Raw genomic sequence first — 19,807 nt, forward strand, 5'->3', positions numbered from 1 at the left:
TATGAAATTACTGAAACTATTTTCTCTTATTCTTTTTTTGCATTACACCAACAATGCAAAAGCACAGTTTACGGATCATCATTTCAATAATTTAAAATTTAAACATTACACCACAACACAAGGCTTATCTCAAGGATCAGTCATTGCTATTCATCAAGATAAAACAGGCTATATATGGTTTGGAACTAGAGAAGGACTGAACAAATTTGATGGTACAAAATTCAAAACATTTCGACAAAACTCAGAACAAACAGAAAGTATCTCTGATAGCTGGGTTACAAGTATCTATCAAGATTCGAAAGAAAACATATGGGTTGGAACCAAAAAAGGCTTGAACCAATACAATCCTGAATTGGAAAATTTTCATTCTGTAGAAAAATGGACTGATAAATTGGCTTTAAATAAATTAGAAATTTGGGGAATAACCGAATATAAAGATTCTCTTCTTTTAGTAAGCACAAGTTCAGGTGTTGCTAAAATTAACCTCGATAATAACAAAACAGAATTCTTAGTAAATAGAAACAAAGACGATAACAGTTTAACGAATAACAGAACCAGATCCATTTTTAATTCTAAGGATGGAAACATTTGGATCTGTACGATCGATAAAATCGAAAGATACGATATCGAAAATAACAAATGGCAGCATTACGATTATCCAAAAGGAGCAACACAGAAAACTAATAGAACCAGTTCACCTAAAATTTTTAAAGATCATAAAAATAATATTTGGTGTGGTTATAGCAATGGACTGGCACTTCTAAATCCAGAAACAAACCGTTTTGAAGACTACCTATTACACGGTAAAAAACCAATTACCAATGAAGTAAGAACATTTTGTGAAGACAAATTCCAAAATCTATGGATTGGAACTTATAAAGGATTGCATATTTTAAATAAAACGGAGAAATCCATACAAACTTTTGTCCATGATGAAAACAACCCAACAAGTTTAAGTCAGAATTCCATCTACAAAATCATAAAAGATAAAAAAGGAGATTTGTGGATTGGTACTTGGGCAGGGGGCATCAATTACTTTGATTATAGTTATGATATTTTTAAACACATCCCTGCCGGCCCAGTCAAAAGTATGCTCAATTACAAGGTGATTAGCTCTATCATTGAAACAGAAAAGAATAATCTTTGGATTGGTACTGAAGGTGGTGGTTTAAATTATCTTGATAGAAAAACGGGACTTTTTTCTTACTATACGTATCATAAAAATGATAAAACATCCATAAGTTCCAATAATATTAAATCTATGATTCAAGACCATAAAGGTAATTTATGGATTGGAACTCATGATGGTGGTTTGAATTATTTAGATACTTCAAAAAAAATAGTGTCTTTTGAGCATTTTGATGGAACTCAAGAAAATGGCATTACTGTTTCGGATAAAAGAATCCTAGCTATTTTAGAAGATTCCAACTACAATATTTGGATCGGAACCCTTACCAATGGCTTATTACACTACAACACCAAAAGAAAAGAATTTATCAAACTCAACTATAGCTTAAAGTCGATAAATGCCATCCATCAATCCAATGACCCTGAAATACTTTTTATTACTGGTTCTCAAGGATTAGAAAAAATCAACATCAATACCAAAGTCATTTCTAGAATACCCGTTGACTATAAGGATCCCGACTCAAATAAAACGGTTAATTGCGTCTATCAGCATACAGACGGATCAATTTGGATAGGAACAGAGGGAGATGGTCTGTTCTCTTATAATCCATCAACTAAAATCACAAAAAAATATGGCATCAAACAGGGCCTGTTGAATGAAGTTATCTATGGAATTCTTCCTGATTCAGAAAATAATTTATGGTTTTCTACCAACAGCGGAATTAGTAGATTAAATCTCAAAACAGGTAACGTAAAAAACTTTGATGAATCTGATGGTTTACAAGGGAGTGAATTTAACTATGGTGCCTACTCAAAGGCCAATAACGGTTCTTTATATTTTGGCGGCACCAGCGGTTTAAACTATTTCAATCCGTCACAAATAGTAGAGAATAAATTTGTACCTGCCGTAGATATTTTTAAAATGCGTGTAAGTAACAAACCCTTTAAAACCTTAACCAAACACACCCCTACTATTACCCTAAATTACAAACAAAACGATTTTAGTTTTGATTTCACAGCTCTTAATTTTTCGCAAGCCAATAAAAATCAATTTGCATATAAACTAGAGGGGTTTGATGAAGACTGGAATTTTATTGGCAATAACAAATCAGCTACCTATACTAATATTGATCAGGGCAATTATAAGTTTAGGGTCAAAGCCTCCAATAATGATAACCATTGGAATGAGAAAGGAGAATCGATTTCTATTAGAGTACTACCAGCTCCTTGGAAAACTATTTGGGCCTATCTATTTTATTTCGTTTTCATATCTGTGTTAACCTACGCAACTTATGCTTTAATACGATTAAGAAACAAAGAAAAAAATGAATTAAAAAAAGAAAAAATAAATAGAGAAAGATTGGAAGAAGTTAACCAAATGAAATTAAAACTTTTTACCAATATTTCTCATGATTTTAGAACTCCTTTAACGTTAATTATCGGTCCCTTGCAAAGAATGATCGAAAATAACATAGGAGATGACTTTATTCAAAAGCAACATATTACAATGCAAAGAAATGCAAATATGTTACTTCAACTAATTACGCAATTATTAGATTTCAGAAAAAGTGAATCTGGTAAATTAGAGCTACATGCCTCAGAATCAAATATTGTTTCCTTTACTAAGGAAATTAAACTTGCCTTTCAAGATTTAGCAAAAGTCAAAAACATAAAATACGATTTTGTATCAGAAAGAAAAGAAATCAACTTATGGTTTGATAAAATCAAAATGAAAAAAATTCTTTTCAATTTATTATCCAATGCCTTTAAATATACTCAAGACGAAAGTGAAATAAACATTTATATAGAAAGTACAAATACCGAAGTGATTATTACCATTACTAATTTCGGTGAAGAAATCCCTCAGAAAAATATAAAACATGTTTTTGATAGATATTACCGATCCGACCAAGATGGATTTAAATCTGGATCTGGCATTGGTTTAGCACTTACCAAAAGTCTTGTGGATCTTCATAAAGGAAACATTTCCGTAACTAGTTCAAAAAAAGAAGGAACCTCCTTCCAGGTCAAATTTTTATTAGGAGATCATCATATTAACAATTCTGATAAATTATTGGCTACCAAAACCGAAAATCCATTGAACCAAACAGAATCTGATCCAAATTTAGATCCTTCTGAGACCAGTGCAGAAATAGATAACAATATTACCCTAGATGAAAACAAGTCCACTTTATTGGTTGTTGAAGACAACTCAGATGTAAGAAATTTTATCAAAGAAATATTTGATAAAAAGTACAATATATACACAGCAGAAAATGGAAATACGGCCATTTCTATTGCAAACAATAAAGATATTGATCTAATCATCAGTGATATTATGATGCCTGTAATGGATGGATTAGAACTTTGCAAACAAATAAAATCAAATATTACGAGCAGTCATATCCCAATCATACTTTTAACGGCAAAAACAGATTCTGCTCATCAAAAAGATGGCTATCAATTTGGTGCAGATGCTTACATAACAAAACCTTTTGATGCGGCAATACTTGAGGTCAGAGTTGACAACTTGCTAAGCACAAGAACCAATTTAATCAGTAAGTTTAAAAAGGACCTTATTTTAACTCCTAAAGAACTTTCCGTTACCTCTGCAGATGAATTATTTTTAGAAAAAGCAATTCAAATAATTGAAGAAAACATAACCGATCCTGAGTTTAACGTGCATGTATTCACCAAACAAATGAATATGAGTAGATCTGTTTTATATCGAAAATTCAAAGCACTTACCAATCAATCTATAACAGAATTTATAAGAACCATCAAACTAAAAAAAGCAGGACAATTGATTGCGAACACAAAAATGCATATCTCTGAAATAGCATATGAAGTGGGCTTTAGTGATTTGAAATATTTTAGAAAGTGCTTCAAGGCTCAATTCAACGAAGTACCTTCGAACTATAGAAACATCCATAAGAAAGAAAACGAGAGTTAGAAACCCTACTCCTTAGAAATTAAAAACTACCAAGATAAACATACATTTATTTTGGTAGTTTTTTTTTATATTTCTAGTACAACCAAGCAAAAACAGGGTTTTGAACAATTCACACCTCCTGTTAGACCATTTTGCACCACAAAAAACAACTTAGTATTCTCCAATTTTACAAAGTAAAACGAATACTAAAACCTAAACTTACGCAACCTATGAAAACAACCTATAGATTAATATTTATGTCTCTTGGCTCACTACTCTTCTTCAGTAGTTGTAATCAAGAGACATTTAGCCCAGGCACTAGCTTGGATAATTATGAGGGTCCCAGTGAACTGCATTATCATGAAGTTTTAAATGCTAGAGAGAATGCAGCTTTAAAAACAGGAACTCCTACCATCCAAACAAATGGATTGATCCCTCACTATGAAATAGTTTCCGCTAAAAAATCTGACGGAAGTCAACTCGACGATACTTATATGAAAGATGTAAGCATCGAAAATCCAACAGAGAAAACCGTAAATTTAGATCCTGAAGATTATATCATCTTTGAAGGAGATACCATTAAAAGTTATACTGCTTACAACTACAGTAAAGCCGGAGTTATTGAAATAGCAGACGAAAACAATTTTGGAATTGATGATTACTATTTTACTGTTAAAGTAACCACAAAAAATGGTGAATCCGTAAGTTCTTCAACTTTTGATGATGTTTTTCATTTAGGTGTAGGCCCTGGATTAGTGACAAATTTGTTATACTCACCAATAGCACAAAATTTAGTAACATCAACTGATGCCACTACAACGCAGCCATACCTTATTACCGGAAATCCAGATGTTACATTTTCATTAGGTAGCGACCAAGAGAAATTAGTTATCGATACGGAAACAGGTGTTATTCGCCTGCAAGACGATTACACAACAACCCTTAACGACACCATATACCCAACGGTACAGGTTACTAGTAATATTAGTCAAGAAGTTACAGAATTTCAAGGATCTAGTTTCTTATTCTTAGTAGCCTCTAATGCTCCGGTAGATCTTCCTAAACAAACAAATTACTTTTTCTATCCAACACTACAAGCAGAAAGCAAATTGTATGGATACGAAAAAACTATTTTAAAGCCAGGAGATGTAACCGAAGCGAAAACTTGGCTGCAGGCTGCCCCTGCCCCCCTAGCAGCAGAAGAAAGACCTGAATCCGTAATCGGAAACAAATCACTTTGGACCAATATGACTGCCGGCGATTGGGAGCCACATGAATCTTTTATTATTATAAACCCGCAAGACTTAACACAATACAAATTAGGGTACAACCTTGCAACCGTTTTCTATACTAAAAACCAATATGTAGAATACAAAACTGATGGAGGTACTCCCTCTGAGCTAGAAATTTATATTTCTACAGATTTTACAGGTGACAACGAAACTTCCACCTGGACTCAAATCAATGACCAATTAGCTTGTCAAATCAATACCACAACTGGTACGCCATTCATCGGAACTCCTTATCCTGGAGACCAGAAATTGGGAGATGGGGATCCTGATGGAAGAAAAGACCCTACAAGAAATGCTGATGCCAAATGGGTAAGAAATGAATTAAACCTAAATCCTTATAAAGATTCTAAAAGCTTTGCTTTAAAATTTAAAATTGCTGCTACCTACACTGGACCAGGAAAACCTGACTCTGGTTCAAAAGGAAGACCTGGTAGATACTATGTTTCAGACGTACATTTTAAAGCTTCAGAGGAGTAAAACATTTCAAAAAAACAATTCAAATGAAAAATATTATAACAATATTCATAGCACTTACCTGCTTCTCTTTTATCGGGTACGCACAAAAAGCAATCACAGGGAAAGTCTCAGATTCCAACGGAAACCCATTACCTGGTGTATCCATTATCTCAAAAGGAGAAAATAAAGGAACCATTTCTGATTTTGATGGACTGTTTTCTTTAAACGATATAAAATCAGGAGCTAAACTTACCTTTAGCTATATGGGATTTGAAACCCAAGAGGTAATCATAGAAAACAACAATACGCTAAACATAAAACTTCGAGAATCAAATGTTAGCTTAGAAGAAGTTGTAGTTGTTGGTTATGGAACAGTAAAAAAGAAAGACTTAACTGGTGCTGTGGCATCCGTTGCCGCAGAAGATTTAGTCAATACCGCCACTACTAATTTCGACCAAGCTTTGGCAGGTAGAGTATCTGGTGTGCAAATAGGTTCTGTAGATGGAACCCCTGGTGAAAGTCTTAATATTGTAATTAGAGGAGGAAACTCAATTACAGGAGACAACTCACCTCTATATGTAGTAGACGGAATTCCTCTTGAAGATTTTGACCCTGCTAGTATTAGCACAAATGACATTGAAAGTTTCGATATTTTAAAAGATGCTTCAGCAACTGCCATTTATGGTTCTAGAGCTGCCAATGGAGTTATAATCATAACCACTAAAGAAGGAAGAAGTGATGGTAAAACGGATGTAAAATTTAGTGTAGCACACAGCTTACAATGGATTCCAAACAGACTTCAGGTTTTGGGTCCTTATGACTATGTGTTGTACCAAGAACAAATCGCAAAGGCATTAGATAACTATACCCCAGGTCAGTACACAAATTTTTTCAAAAAAGACTGGGTTGATAAAGAATTATATCGAAATAGTGAAGGAACTAGTTGGCAAGATGAAATTTTCCAATTAGCAGAAACATCTCGTTACAATTTAAGTCTGAGTGGAGGTAACAAAACGACTAAATTGTACTTTTCAACGGAATACCTTGATCAAGAGGGAACAATGATCAATACAGGATTTAAAAAATACTTGAACAATTTAAAGTTCACACACAAATTAAATTCTAAGACTACTTTTAATGGTTATTTACAATACTCTCATTTAGACCGAACTGGTCCTACCATTTCTGGAAATAAATATACAAGTGTTATAAGGGATGCTGTCCAGTTTAGACCCGTTGAACCCATTAATGATGATGGTTTGGAAGAAGGTGGTTACGATTTCGATGATAGCAATCAAAGGTATTTATTCAATCCTGTGAAAAACCTTGAAAATACAGATAGATCAAATCGTTCAGATGTAATTCGTGGTAGTTTAGCAATTACTCATAAATTCAAACCCAACTTATATCTTAGAGTGTCAGGAACTTATCAAGTTGACAATAGAAAGGAAACTTTATTCTTTGGATTAGACACACAACAAGGACGAAGAGGAACCGACCACATCAATGGAACTCTTACTACTCGTAGATATCAAACTTTATCTACATCCAACACCCTTACCTACAAAAAGAAATTTGGTAAAAACAGTTTTACTGGGTTGGCTGGATTAGAAGCACAAGCAAGAGATAGCGAATACGCCCGCATGAAAAATTCTGAAATTCCAACCGATTTATTCGGAATGGCAAAGTTAGATTTAGGAACATCTCCATCGATTCCTGTTACCCAATTGTCTGCAAACACGTTACTGTCCTATTTTGCAAGAATCAATTATAGTTATAAAAATAAATATTTATTAACGGCAACATACAGAGCAGATGGATCTTCTAAATTCAGTGAAGACAACAGATGGGGGTACTTTCCTTCATTCTCAGCTGGTTGGAAATTAAGTGATGAAAACTTTATGATGGGTCTTGATGCAGTCTCTTTTGCTAAATTAAGAATTGGATGGGGTAAAACCGGAAACAACAGAATTGGAGATTATGACGCCTACAGCCAATTAAACGCAAGTGTTTCCAGTGGTTATGTATGGGGAACAGGTCAAAACTACACACCAGGTGCTTATCAAAGTAATTTAGGAGTTCCTGATTTACGCTGGGAAACTACAAGCCAAACAAATGCTGGGTTAGATCTTGGATTTTTCAATCAAAAATTACAAGCCACAGTAGACTATTATAAAAAATCAACATCTGATTTGTTATTAAAAGCTGAAATGGCACCACATACAGGATTTGACAAAGTACAACAAAATGTTGGAAAAGTTCAAAATGCAGGGTTAGAGGTTACATTAAATTCTGTCAATATTACGACTGATAACTTTAGATGGACATCATCATTTAATATATCATTTAACAAAAATGAAACAATAGCCTTAAACGATGGTCAAGAGGCGATTTTTACTGACCCTGAATGGAATAATAGTTATCCAGAATATCAATATATCACAAAAGTGGGGCAACCTGTTGGGATGATGTATGGTTTGGAATTTGATAGAATTTACCAAGTAGATGACTTTAACTGGGACAATGCTTTACAAACCTATGTTTTGAAAGAAGGTATTCCAGACAATGGTACCTTACCTGTTGCCCCGGGAAGTGTAAAGTTTATAGATCAAAATGGAGATGGTACTGTGAACGATCAAGATAGAGTTGTTATTGGAAATCCACATCCTAAACATTTTGGGGGACTTTCAAATACTTTTGAATTCGGGGACTTTGATTTTAACTTCTTATTACAATGGTCTTATGGATATGATATCTTAAATGCTAATAAAACGGTATTTGGAGTTCCGGAGGCAGGTAGACGAAATGGATTTCCTGATTTAATAAATGCTTGGTCACCAACAAACACCAACACAACTGTGGGTACTATCAGATATGCTAATGTATATGGTGCAGCTCCCAAAGGAAATCAAATCGATAACCGACATATAGAAGACGGGTCCTATTTAAAACTAAAAGCAGTTTCATTTGGTTATAACCTACCTTCTGTATTTGCTGAGCAACTTAAGTTAAAAAGTTTACGAGTATTTGTAACAGGTCAAAATTTATTTACCTGGACCAACTACTCTGGCTATGACCCAGATGTGTCGGTGGGTAAATTTGGGGCATTAACTCCAAATCTAGATTACTCCGCCTATCCACAGAGCACAACTATTATGACAGGACTTGATATTATTTTTTAATAAGAATTTCAGAAACCTTAAAAATCTAAAAAATGAAAAAACTACATAAAATACTTTTAAGCTTATTTGCCATCGCAGCAATGAGCTCGGGTTGTTCTGATTTTTTAAATGAAGAACCACAATCAACTTGGGGGATCAACAATTTTTATTCGAATAGTATAGAGGCGGATATAGCTCTTGCAGGTATCTACTCCCAATTTGCCAGTGATCAGGTTTATGGTCAAGCCATGTCGATTATCATGGAATCAGGTACGGATGAAGGTTATTATAATAGAAGATACAATGAAAACTGGACCGTTGGCTTATATCGTCACACCTCAGCAGACAATGATATCAAAAACTTATGGGCTTATTTATATCAGATCATCAACCTGAGTAATATTTTTATAGAAAAACTTGATAAATCCGGATTTGAAGAAGATGAGTACAGTAGGTATATCGGAGAAGCAAAATTTTTACGCGCTCATGCCTTTTCTTTATTAGCATCCTGGTTTGAAGAAGTTCCTATGCCACTAACTTCAACCCTAGATCAAACTGCAAATCATCTTAAACCTGTAAGTCTAGAAGAATTATACACTCAAATTATTGAAGATTATACTTTTGCCTCAGAGCATCTACCATTGATTAGTGATGCTAGCTATATTCCGGGAAGGGCTAATAAAATGGCTGCACATGGATTAATGGCGCGAGTTTATTTAAAAATGGCTGGCTACCCTTTGAAAGACAATACAAAATATAGTAAAGTCCTTGAGCAATGCGAAATCGTAATTAATTCTGGTGAACATAGCCTCACTCCTTCTATAGTAACAACAGATATTGTGGACGGTGAAGAAGTTGTTACCATTGTTAGTGATAATTACAGAAAACATTTTTTAAGTTATATTGAAAATGTCTATGATACACAAGAAACTCTTTTTGAGATTTCCTTTAAATATCTGAGAGAATCTGGGATAGATGCCCATGGTAGAATCGGAGGAATCAATGGACTAGCTTTTAATTACGGAGGTGGTGATGATGGATATCCAGGTGCCTATGCCATGTTTAACACTACACCTGTGGTTAGAGATTTATTCGTCTCCAATGATGAAATTTTACGAAAAGCATGGAATGTTCCTGCGATGCAATACACTGGCAGTGGAGATGCAAAAGCAGTTACAAGTACACTTGCTTCAAATTACTGTCCAGGGAAATTTCGTAGATGGGAACCTGCTGATTTTGATGATTTAAATGACTCCCCTCCTGCCGGAGAAATTGATCCATATATCCTTTTAGAAGCAAATCCAACTCCTAATAGAAACTTTACTGGAATCAACATTCCAGTGTTGAGATATGCCGATATTCTACTGATGCATGCCGAGGCAGATAATGCATTAAATGGACCTACCACTTCTGCAATAGGTTATTTAGATGAAGTTAGACGTAGAGCTGGTTTGGATTTCATACAAAATACAGGAAGAGCCGCTGCGGTATCTACTCAAGAATTATTTTTTCAGGAAATTGTTGACGAAAGACTAAGAGAATTTTGTTTTGAAGGAAGAAGAAAACATGATTTAATTCGATGGGAGTTACTAGGGACGAAACTAGAACTTTTAAATCAGGCAATTATTGGTTCACCCGATTTTAGTGCTACCGATGAAAATCATAAGGCTTTCTTACGGTCTGGGGAATTTTTTGACGCATCAAAACACATGTCTTTGCCTTACCCCTTGCAAGAGGTTAATTTGAATAAATTTTTAGACCAAAAACCTGGTTGGTAATAAAATATTAAACTAAAAAAAACCTAGTATTTCTTAATTTATTTTGAAATCCTAGGTTTTATTGATTAAAAACACAGCATTATGAAATTTAACATTGCTTCTCTACTTATTATTATTCCATTACTTTTAAATGCACAAAAGCAGAAAAAACCCAATATCGTATTAATCCTAACAGACCAACACAATGCCAATGCCCTTAGTTATATGGGCAATACAAATGTAAGCACTCCTAACATAGATCAACTGGCAAAAACAGGAATCTATTTTGACAATGCCTATGTTACTTTTCCATTATGTACACCTTCTAGATCTAGTATGTTTACCGGTAAAATGCCTCATGCCATTGGCGTCAACTCAAACAAAGAAGGAGACAATCAAATTATTACTAATGAAAAACAAAATGTTCTAGGAACTATTTTAACAAAAGCTGGTTATGACTGTGCTTATGGAGGTAAATGGCACGCACATGAAGCAAGTATGTCGGCTGGCAATGGATTTGAATTTATTGCACCGATGGGAGATATAGGATTAGCCGAAAAAAGTATCTCATATATTGAATCGAAAAGAAATACCGAAAAACCTTTTTTTCTGGTAGTATCTTTTGACAACCCTCATAATATTTGTGAATGGGCCAGAAACGAACCATTGCCTTATGGAAATGTACCCTTACCAAAATTAGAAGACACGCCCCAATTACCTATCAATTTTAAAAAGTCCGAAACATTTCCGGAGGTTGTTCAGCTAGAACAAAACGCAAATAAAAAAGTTTACCCCACAACAAATTACACACAAAATGACTGGAGAAATTATCTCTATGCATATTACCGCCTGGTGGAAAAAGTAGATTTCGAAATTGGAAAAATCATCAAGGCGATTGACCGAAATAATCTTAGAGAAGATACTATAATTATATTCACTTCAGATCATGGAGATGGCAATGCGGCCCATGGTTGGAATCAAAAAACAATCCTATTCCAAGAAAGTGTGAAAGTCCCTTTTATTGCAAATTATATTGGGAGTATCAAACCCAACAAAAAGCCAAACCCTACTTTAATCTCAAATGGACTTGACCTCTACCCAACCTTTTGTGCATATGCGGGCATCACAAACATGCAGTTACCAGGTAAAAATTTAAAGCCACTCTTAGATAATGAAAAATTAAAACTAGATCGGGAGTTTGTTGTGGTGGAAACCAAGTTCGAAGGAAAACAGGCCCTTGGAACTACGGGTCGTTCAGTGATCACTAACAAATACAAATATATTCTATACAATTGGGGTAAAGATAGAGAGCAATTGTTTGATCTAGAAAAAGACCCTTACGAAATGAATAATTTAGTAAGCTCTAAAAAACACCTAAAGCAATTAGATTATTTGAGAGGAACTTTACACCAATGGTGCATGGAAAATAATGATGTCAAATTTCTAAAAAAAATCGTATTACCCTCTACTAGTAAAATCTCATCCAGCACACTTTTTGTCACTCCTTATTAAAAATCATGAAAGGTTTAATTTTCACATTTGCATTCTTACTAATTGCATGCAATAAAATACATACCTCTAAACCCGTATCTCTTACCAAAGAAAATTGGGTAGTTGAACAACAACCAGGTGGATCCGTCTCTTTTGATAAGAAAAAATTAGAAATAAACGATGCCAAAGGTTGTACAGTATGGTATTCTAAAAAACTTAAAGCACCAATTCAAATTGATTATGAGGTAGAGATCGTTGATAAAGGAGGACCTTTTGATCGCGTTTCTGATTTGAATTGTTTTTGGATGGCTAATGACCCAATGTACCCCGAACATTTTTTCAGAAACACACTTCAGAGAAAAGGAAAATTCACAAATTACCATAATCTTATGCTTTATTATGTTGGTTTTGGTGGACATAATAATACTAAGACACGCTTTCGAAGATATAATGGGGAACTGAATCGTCCTCTCTTACCTGAACATGATTTGAGTGGCGAAACTTATCAAATTATTCCAAATAAAAACATCCACATTTCTATAAGGGTTGACAGCAACGGAACTGTTTATAAAAAAGATGGAGAAATAATATTTCAGTTTTCTGACCAAGCCCCTTACACCTCGGGATATTTCGGATTCAGAACTGTAAACAATCACATGGTAATCAAATCCTTCAAAATAACCCAATTGTAACAAAACCCCATCTACCCCCTATAATTGTTAGAATCTACACGATTTCCCCCCTAACCTTGAACACTAATTCCCCCTCCAAAAACAGAAGTAATTTGGAACTTGCAATCAGATAACATTATAAAATACTATTCAATCATACACATATGAAATATCTAAAATTATCTTTATTGCTAGTCATACCAATCCTTTTAAGTTCTTGTATGGCAACTTCAAAGAAAACGGAAACCCCAGAAATTGCATCACAGATAGAATTTGCGGACAAACAACTGTCTTTATTACTAAAGGCTGCAGAAGAAGAGAACAATATCCCTAGAACCTTAGATGCTCAGGGTGATATGCATTGGATTCACGAAAGATTTGATTGGACTGAAGGATTCTATCCTGGTTCTAATTGGTACTTGTACGAATTGACTAAGAATGAAAAATGGAAAATTGCGGCTGAAAAATTCCAAGCAATTTTTGAAAATCATAAAAATTACACCACCAATCATGATCTTGGTTTTGTATTTAATTGTTCCTATGGAAATGGATACCGACTTACCGGAAATGAAGACTTTAAAAAAGTTCTAATTACAGCTGGTAACTCTTTAATTACTCGCTTTGACCCAACAGTTGGATGCATCAAGAGTTGGGATGTAGAAAAAGGTTGGCAATCTACTAGAGGATGGAAATACCCTGTAATTATTGACAATATGATGAATTTAGAACTTCTTTTTGAGCTCACAAAAATCACAGGAGACACTAAATACCAAGAAGTTGCTGTAGCTCATGCTGATACCACCTTAAAAAATCACTTTAGAAATGACAATAGTTCCTATCATGTAATCGATTATGATCCAGAAACGGGAGCTGTAAGAAACAAGCACACTGCACAAGGATATGCACATGAAAGCTCATGGGCGCGAGGACAGGCTTGGGGTATTTACGGTTATACCGTTTGCTATAGGTATACCCAAAACCCTATCTATTTGGAGCAAGCAGAGAAAATAGCCAAATTCATCATCAACTATCCTGGAACCCCAGTAGATGGTATTCCATATTGGGATTACAATGCACCAAACGTACCAAATGAACCAAGAGATGTTTCAGCGGCAGCAGTGACTGTTTCTGCGCTTATCGAGTTAGATAGTTATTCAAAAGAATCGTATCTTCCTGCTATTAATAAAATCATGAACTCACTTGCAAGTCCTGAATACACGGCTAAACTAGGTGAAAACAAAAATTTTCTTTTAAAACATTCTGTAGGAAGCATTCCTCACAATAATGAAATTGATGTTCCTTTAAATTACGCTGATTACTATTATTTAGAGGCGCTGAGCAGGTATAAAACATATTTAAAATAAGCCTTATGAAAATAAAACATGTTCCACTACTTTTCATTGCTTTGTTGAGCACTACAGCGCATTTTTCGCAAACTTCTCCAACATGGGAGAACTTTGTAAAGGCTAAAAAAACAGGAAAAGAGGCTATCTTACCTGATTTTTCTTTCGCAGGTTACCACTACAGTGAAAATGGCATCCCTAATGTAACCTATAAAACATTTGATGTTACAAATTATGGTGCTATTCCTTCCGATCTTAAATCGGATAAAAACGCTATAAAAAAAGCCATTGCAGCTGCTATAAAAAACGGAAATGGAATTATCTTTTTTCCAAAAGGTACTTATCATATCAATACAGAATCTGATGACCAAAGTCAAATCATCATAAAATCTTCTAATATTGTTTTTAGAGGTGAAGGTGATGATGAAAATGGCTCTGTACTTCACTTTATGAATGACTTACCTCCCAAAGATCCAAAAAAAATGTATAGTTGCCCAAGTGCCATCCAAACCAGCGCTGGAGGATCCGATAGGTTTTTATCAGAGGTAATCTCAAATGCTAAGCGAGAAACATTTCAATTAAAAGTGAAAGATCCGTCTAAATTAAAAAAAGGTGATTGGATCATCCTAAAACTTTTGAACAATGATAAAAAATTAGTTTATGATGACAATACGCCATTAGAAGTTGAAGATGCATGGAAAACTATCATAAACAAGGGAGTACAAGTTAACGAAAGACACCAAATAGCATCTATCAAAGGAAAAACAATTACTTTTTGCGAACCGATTCATTATAATGTTCAAAAAAAACATGGATGGAAAATATACAGCTTCGCACATTCTGAAGAATTAGGATTTGAAAACCTAAGATTTGAGGGGAATTGGAATAAAAAATTTGTACACCATAGATCTGCTGAAGATGATAGTGGTTGGGGAATCTTAAAAATTTCAAGAGCCGTAAATTCATGGGTACGCAATTGCACTTTTAAAAACGTCACCAACCCTTTGGGCTTTTCACAATCAGCATATTCTACAGCAATTGATATCACTATAGAAGGAAACATAGGTCATAGTTCTGTGGATGCAGGTGGTGGTTCTACAGGTATTTTAATTGCTAAAGTGAAAGATTTAGCCGGTATGCATCATGCTGTTGGAGTTGGTGGTGGCAGCACCTCAGCAACTGTCATATGGAGAAGTTCCTATCCTGCTCATACTAGTTTTGAATCACATGCCTCTCAACCAAGGTGTACTTTATTTGACAATATTGAAGGTGGATTTTTCTCTGGACGTGCCGGTGGTGCTCGTCAAAACTTACCCAACCATGGTCGCTACCTTGTATTGTGGAACTATAAACAAACAAGTCCTGCTATCAAAGATTTTAGATTTGTTGCTACAGACTCATGGTACTGGAGAATTGTACCTCCAATTATAGTTGGATTCCATGGTGCTGAAACCTCTTTTAACCCAAAAGAAGTTCAAATAGCAGAAAGTATAGGAGTCCCTGTTCAACCAGAATCTCTATTTGAAGAGCAATTAAAATTAAGACTCGGTTCGTTACCACAATGGATTGAAAAAAATGATAAACAATAACCTTTAAATCAATATATCATGAAAAAAATAATAACTTTTATTACACTCGTTGCTGTTACTTTTGGATTACAAGCACAAGCTCAAAAACTTAAGGTACAAGAAGATGCCTTTATTCAAGGTGGAAATACAGCTGATACTGCTTTTGGAGAAACCTCTCCTAAAAACTTGAGAATTTTTAATTCAAACGCTGACTCTAAATATGCGCGAATTACTTATTTAAAATTCGAGACTCCAAAAAAATTAAAAAGTGTCAAAAAAGTAACGCTTCATATCCCCTTAAAAGTTTATAAAGACGAGAATCAACCTGAAGCTACATTCAATCTAGAAATATATACCGTTGAAAATGACAAATGGAGAGAACTCTCTATTACTTGGGCAGATGCTTTAGAACTAGGGGAACTTGCAGGTAGTGTGGAGGTTCCGCAATCTTTGGACAACAAAAACCAAAAATTAACAATTGAACTAGACCCCAAAATAGTAAGTAAATTGTTCAATGGTAAAAAAGATCGCAAAATTACACTAGCTCTAGTCAATTCAAATTTTAATAAGATTAGCGCAATGGCTCCTTCTAAAGAACAATCTACCAAAGTTGCATCTTATCTAATGATTGAATAAAATTAAAATTTCCGTTTATATAAAAGGATGGGACAGCTCATCCTTTTTACTTTAACTCAACTCCAATGAAATTAAAATACTTTTCACTTTTTGCACTTACGGTTCTATCAATATCATGCAGTTCTCAGAGAAAACAAAAAAATGAGACTGCTGAAAAAAAACCTAACGTGCTTATTATTTTCCCGGATCAACTACGTAGATATTCTGCGGGCTTTTGGTCAGAAGCACCTTATAAAGAATTTGTCAAAGGAAAATCAGATCCTGTAATTACCCCAAACATTGATGGACTAGCGAAAAACGGTATTGTTTTCACTAATGCAATTAGCAATTTCCCCTTATGCAGTCCTTATAGAGGCATGCTTATGTCAGGTAGATATCCTGAGCAAAATGGAATTTGGAATAATTGTAAAGTAGGAAGAAACCACAGTTTAAAAGACGATATTACTACCATTCCAGATTTATTTTTAGAAGCAGGTTACAACACTTCTTATTTTGGAAAGTGCCACTGGTTAAAAAATGAACCTCTATTTGACATAAACGGGAATTATGTTGGCACAACTAAAGCTCCTGGTGGTCATCACGTAAACAAATATGACACCTATGTGCCTAGTAATAAAAGACACGGGATAGAATACTTTTACCAAGCACTAAAAGATGAGCATTTCAATCCAAGAATCTACTCAAACGACCCTGATGCTATTGAAGGTAAATCAGATGGTGAACTTCATCTCCCAAAAATGTTTTCTGCAAAAAATGAAGCTGAAAAAATCATCAGTTATTTGCACAATAAAAAGCACAGGGATCCTAAGAAGCCTTTTTGCATGATTTGGTCCATGAACCCACCTCACAATCCATGGGATGATGAAAATACAGATATGGAATCCTTACACAAACATTACGATACGGATAAATATCCTGAGATTGACAAAGATTTAGTGGTTCGAAAAAATGCTGATACTAAAGTTGCTAACTATGCTAGACACTACTATGCAAATGTTACAAGTGCAGATAAATATATAGGTAAAGTTTTAGAAGAATTAAAGAAAACCGGAGAATTAAACAATACGATCGTAATCTTTAGCTCTGATCATGGTGAAATGTTAGGAAGTCATGGATTAACAGGGAAAAATGTAGTTGAATTAGAATCTCTTGCAATACCCTTTATAGTACATTGGCCAAAAGGAATAAGTGCAGGAATTTCTGATATCCTAATGAGCGTGCCTGATGTGCTACCAACAGTTATGGGGCTAGCTGGAATTGAAAAAAACATTCCGAGAGATATTGAAGGAACAAACTTTGCTCCCTTATTATTAGAACCACAAAAAACTAGTTTAAAAAAGCCTGAATCTGCTCTTATTATGCTAGGAAATTCACGTGGTGTACAAACTAACAGGTATACTTTTTGTATTCAAGAAAACAAAAAACAATGGGATAATAAAAAAGCAACTTCAATAGCCTCTGTTTTCTTTTATGACAATAAAAAAGATCCTTACCAACTGGAACAAATATTTCCTGAAGAACAGCCTGAAGTATCCGCTAAGCTGCTTTCAACACTGGGTCAATTATTAAAGAAAACCAACGATCCTTGGTATCAAAACAAAAAATATAGTGACATCATTCCTTACTAAAAAACTATAAAAATGAAAATCTGGTTCATTGCTATCTTTTGCATATTTCTTAGTTGTACGAAACCTACAAAAGATGGTTTTGAACCCAGAATTTTAAAAGAATACAAAAAAAAGGGAATCTCCTCCAATCTACCCGATTATTCTTATGCAGGTTACGAGTATGGAGAAAAAAAAATTCCTGCCCTCGATCAGCTCCACTCTTTTAACGTTTTAGACTTTGGGGCCATCCCCAACGATACTATTGATGACACCAATGCTATCAATCAAACCATAGAAGCAGCAGGAAAAAACCATGGTGGTATCGTAAAATTTCCAAGAGGAACTTTTCTAGTCAATTCATCAAAGAAAAAAACAGATATTGTACATATCAACTATAGTAACATTACTCTAAGAGGATCTGGTTCTTCTGAAAATGGAACTATTATTCTAAGTACAACTCCTACAAATCAAGACGAATCTGATAGTCCTTGGCTCTCACCTTTTGTTTTTCATAGTGGACTTAATTTACATGATACTCATAGTTTTTTTCATGTGGATTCAATTCCCGCAACTACCACTATCACAACTAGTATTCCAAGTAATGCTACTTTAATACCAGTAAAATCAACTGAAAACATTACCGCAGGTGCCTATATTATCATATCACTTCAAAACACAACTAAAAATGGCAACTTAATGCATGATCTCATGCAGCCATTAGTTTTCGAAGAATTTCAAAAAAGTTACACCAATGCAGGTATACAAAAGGCCAAATCATTTCAATGGCTAGTTGAGGTAGATCGCATCATAGATACCAGGACTCTTTTAATAAAACAACCAACTAGAAGAGCTATTAACAAAGAATATAACCCTCAAATTACCATTATCCCAATGTTAGAAAATATAGGGATAGAACATTTTCATTTCAAATCATCATGGAATGGCAAATACAAGCATCATGAAAATCGAGAAATGGATTACGGCTGGGGAGCGATCAATTTGCATAGAGTAGCAAATGGATGGATTAGAGATATACATATTGATAATTATACCCAAACCACACATTTAGTGAATAGTAAGAATATTACTATTGACAATATCCTCATTACAGGAAAAGCGGGACATTATTCCCCAAAAATGTATCATTCTTCTGACAACCTTGTACAAAACATTGATATCCAGAGCAACATGACTCACGGACCTAGTTTAGAGGGTTGTTCCTTTGGAAATGTATTTAGAAATATCAAATTCAAACACCCTTCTACCATTGATCTTCACGGTATTGGAAGTCCAGGCTTTTGTCCTCCTATGTATAATTTGTTTGAAAACATAACTAATATTAAAAAAATAGCTGGTGGGGGTGCTCCTCAAAACCTACCCCATTCTGGCGAATTTAACACCTTCTGGGATATAGAAATTGAAGGTTGGAAAGACGAAGGTTTTAACGAAGTTTTTTATTCTTGGATATGGAGAAATCCAAAACAATTTAAAAACGAAATGCATATTGATTGCCACAAACAATATCTTCGGAGCAATCTAATTGCAATTAGATCTAAAAGTGAAGATAAAAAAATTAGTATTGAACATAAATACGAAGACCGCAAAGATAATTTTATCTATGTTGAAGCTTTAAACAATTGTAAAAAAGTAATACCTTTATATAGCACCCAATTATCGCTAAGACTAGACAAGTAAAGTATTACGAGCATTATTCCCCTCTCTAAAAAACAACCAGCCCCCTCTACTATAACCATCATGTTTTTAA

11 protein-coding genes are annotated in these 19,807 nt (G+C 34.5%); all 11 read left to right on the forward strand.

Going from position 1 to position 19,807, the window contains the following annotated elements; genetic code table 11:
• Position 1: 1 nt before the first annotated feature.
• A complete protein-coding gene (locus AC2DZ0_RS06425) occupies positions 2 to 4,081 on the forward strand; it encodes a hybrid sensor histidine kinase/response regulator transcription factor (RefSeq protein ID WP_484644438.1) in 4,080 nt (1,359 codons plus the stop codon).
• A gap of 209 nt (positions 4,082 to 4,290) precedes the next feature.
• Positions 4,291 to 5,829 (forward strand): hypothetical protein, encoded by a 1,539-nt coding sequence (locus AC2DZ0_RS06430; RefSeq protein ID WP_484644440.1) that lies wholly within the window; start codon positions 4,291 to 4,293, stop codon positions 5,827 to 5,829.
• Positions 5,830 to 5,852: 23 nt separating this feature from the next.
• Positions 5,853 to 8,990, forward strand: coding sequence for a SusC/RagA family TonB-linked outer membrane protein (locus tag AC2DZ0_RS06435; protein WP_484644441.1), 3,138 nt, complete (start codon positions 5,853 to 5,855; stop codon positions 8,988 to 8,990).
• Positions 8,991 to 9,022: 32 nt separating this feature from the next.
• Positions 9,023 to 10,747: a RagB/SusD family nutrient uptake outer membrane protein gene (locus tag AC2DZ0_RS06440; RefSeq protein WP_484644442.1), complete on the forward strand. Its 1,725-nt coding sequence runs from the start codon at positions 9,023 to 9,025 to the stop codon at positions 10,745 to 10,747.
• 81 nt (positions 10,748 to 10,828) lie between these two features.
• Positions 10,829 to 12,238 carry a sulfatase family protein gene (locus AC2DZ0_RS06445; protein WP_484644444.1) on the forward strand — a complete coding sequence of 470 codons (1,410 nt, stop codon included), beginning with the start codon at positions 10,829 to 10,831 and terminating at the stop codon, positions 12,236 to 12,238.
• A gap of 5 nt (positions 12,239 to 12,243) precedes the next feature.
• Positions 12,244 to 12,909 (forward strand): DUF6250 domain-containing protein, encoded by a 666-nt coding sequence (locus AC2DZ0_RS06450; protein ID WP_484644445.1) that lies wholly within the window; start codon positions 12,244 to 12,246, stop codon positions 12,907 to 12,909.
• Between the two features lie 143 nt (positions 12,910 to 13,052).
• Positions 13,053 to 14,252, forward strand: a complete 1,200-nt coding sequence (locus tag AC2DZ0_RS06455) for a glycoside hydrolase family 88 protein (RefSeq protein ID WP_484644447.1) — start codon at positions 13,053 to 13,055, stop codon at positions 14,250 to 14,252.
• 5 nt (positions 14,253 to 14,257) lie between these two features.
• The gene (locus AC2DZ0_RS06460; RefSeq protein WP_484644449.1) at positions 14,258 to 15,820 is read left to right on the forward strand and encodes a DUF4955 domain-containing protein; all 1,563 of its coding nucleotides are present in this window, start codon (positions 14,258 to 14,260) and stop codon (positions 15,818 to 15,820) included.
• A gap of 18 nt (positions 15,821 to 15,838) precedes the next feature.
• The gene (locus tag AC2DZ0_RS06465; RefSeq protein WP_484644450.1) at positions 15,839 to 16,435 is read left to right on the forward strand and encodes a CBM96 family carbohydrate-binding protein; all 597 of its coding nucleotides are present in this window, start codon (positions 15,839 to 15,841) and stop codon (positions 16,433 to 16,435) included.
• A gap of 65 nt (positions 16,436 to 16,500) precedes the next feature.
• Positions 16,501 to 18,063 (forward strand): sulfatase family protein, encoded by a 1,563-nt coding sequence (locus AC2DZ0_RS06470; RefSeq protein ID WP_484644452.1) that lies wholly within the window; start codon positions 16,501 to 16,503, stop codon positions 18,061 to 18,063.
• 12 nt (positions 18,064 to 18,075) lie between these two features.
• The gene (locus AC2DZ0_RS06475; protein WP_484644453.1) at positions 18,076 to 19,737 is read left to right on the forward strand and encodes a glycosyl hydrolase family 28-related protein; all 1,662 of its coding nucleotides are present in this window, start codon (positions 18,076 to 18,078) and stop codon (positions 19,735 to 19,737) included.
• The last annotated feature ends 70 nt before the right edge of the window (positions 19,738 to 19,807 follow it).

It is taken from the genome of Flavicella sp. IMCC45668, from assembly GCF_057219105.1.

Excerpts from the sequence above, each read along its gene's own strand:
- AC2DZ0_RS06450 (WP_484644445.1), top strand. The coding sequence starts at position 12,244 with ATGAAAGGTTTAATTTTCACATTTGCATTCTTACTAATTGCATGCAAT.
- AC2DZ0_RS06435 (WP_484644441.1), top strand. The coding sequence starts at position 5,853 with ATGAAAAATATTATAACAATATTCATAGCACTTACCTGCTTCTCTTTT.
- AC2DZ0_RS06445 (WP_484644444.1), top strand. The coding sequence starts at position 10,829 with ATGAAATTTAACATTGCTTCTCTACTTATTATTATTCCATTACTTTTA.
- AC2DZ0_RS06455 (WP_484644447.1), top strand. The coding sequence starts at position 13,053 with ATGAAATATCTAAAATTATCTTTATTGCTAGTCATACCAATCCTTTTA.
- AC2DZ0_RS06425 (WP_484644438.1), top strand. The coding sequence starts at position 2 with ATGAAATTACTGAAACTATTTTCTCTTATTCTTTTTTTGCATTACACC.
- AC2DZ0_RS06465 (WP_484644450.1), top strand. The coding sequence starts at position 15,839 with ATGAAAAAAATAATAACTTTTATTACACTCGTTGCTGTTACTTTTGGA.
- AC2DZ0_RS06475 (WP_484644453.1), top strand. The coding sequence starts at position 18,076 with ATGAAAATCTGGTTCATTGCTATCTTTTGCATATTTCTTAGTTGTACG.
- AC2DZ0_RS06470 (WP_484644452.1), top strand. The coding sequence starts at position 16,501 with ATGAAATTAAAATACTTTTCACTTTTTGCACTTACGGTTCTATCAATA.
- AC2DZ0_RS06460 (WP_484644449.1), top strand. The coding sequence starts at position 14,258 with ATGAAAATAAAACATGTTCCACTACTTTTCATTGCTTTGTTGAGCACT.
- AC2DZ0_RS06430 (WP_484644440.1), top strand. The coding sequence starts at position 4,291 with ATGAAAACAACCTATAGATTAATATTTATGTCTCTTGGCTCACTACTC.
- AC2DZ0_RS06440 (WP_484644442.1), top strand. The coding sequence starts at position 9,023 with ATGAAAAAACTACATAAAATACTTTTAAGCTTATTTGCCATCGCAGCA.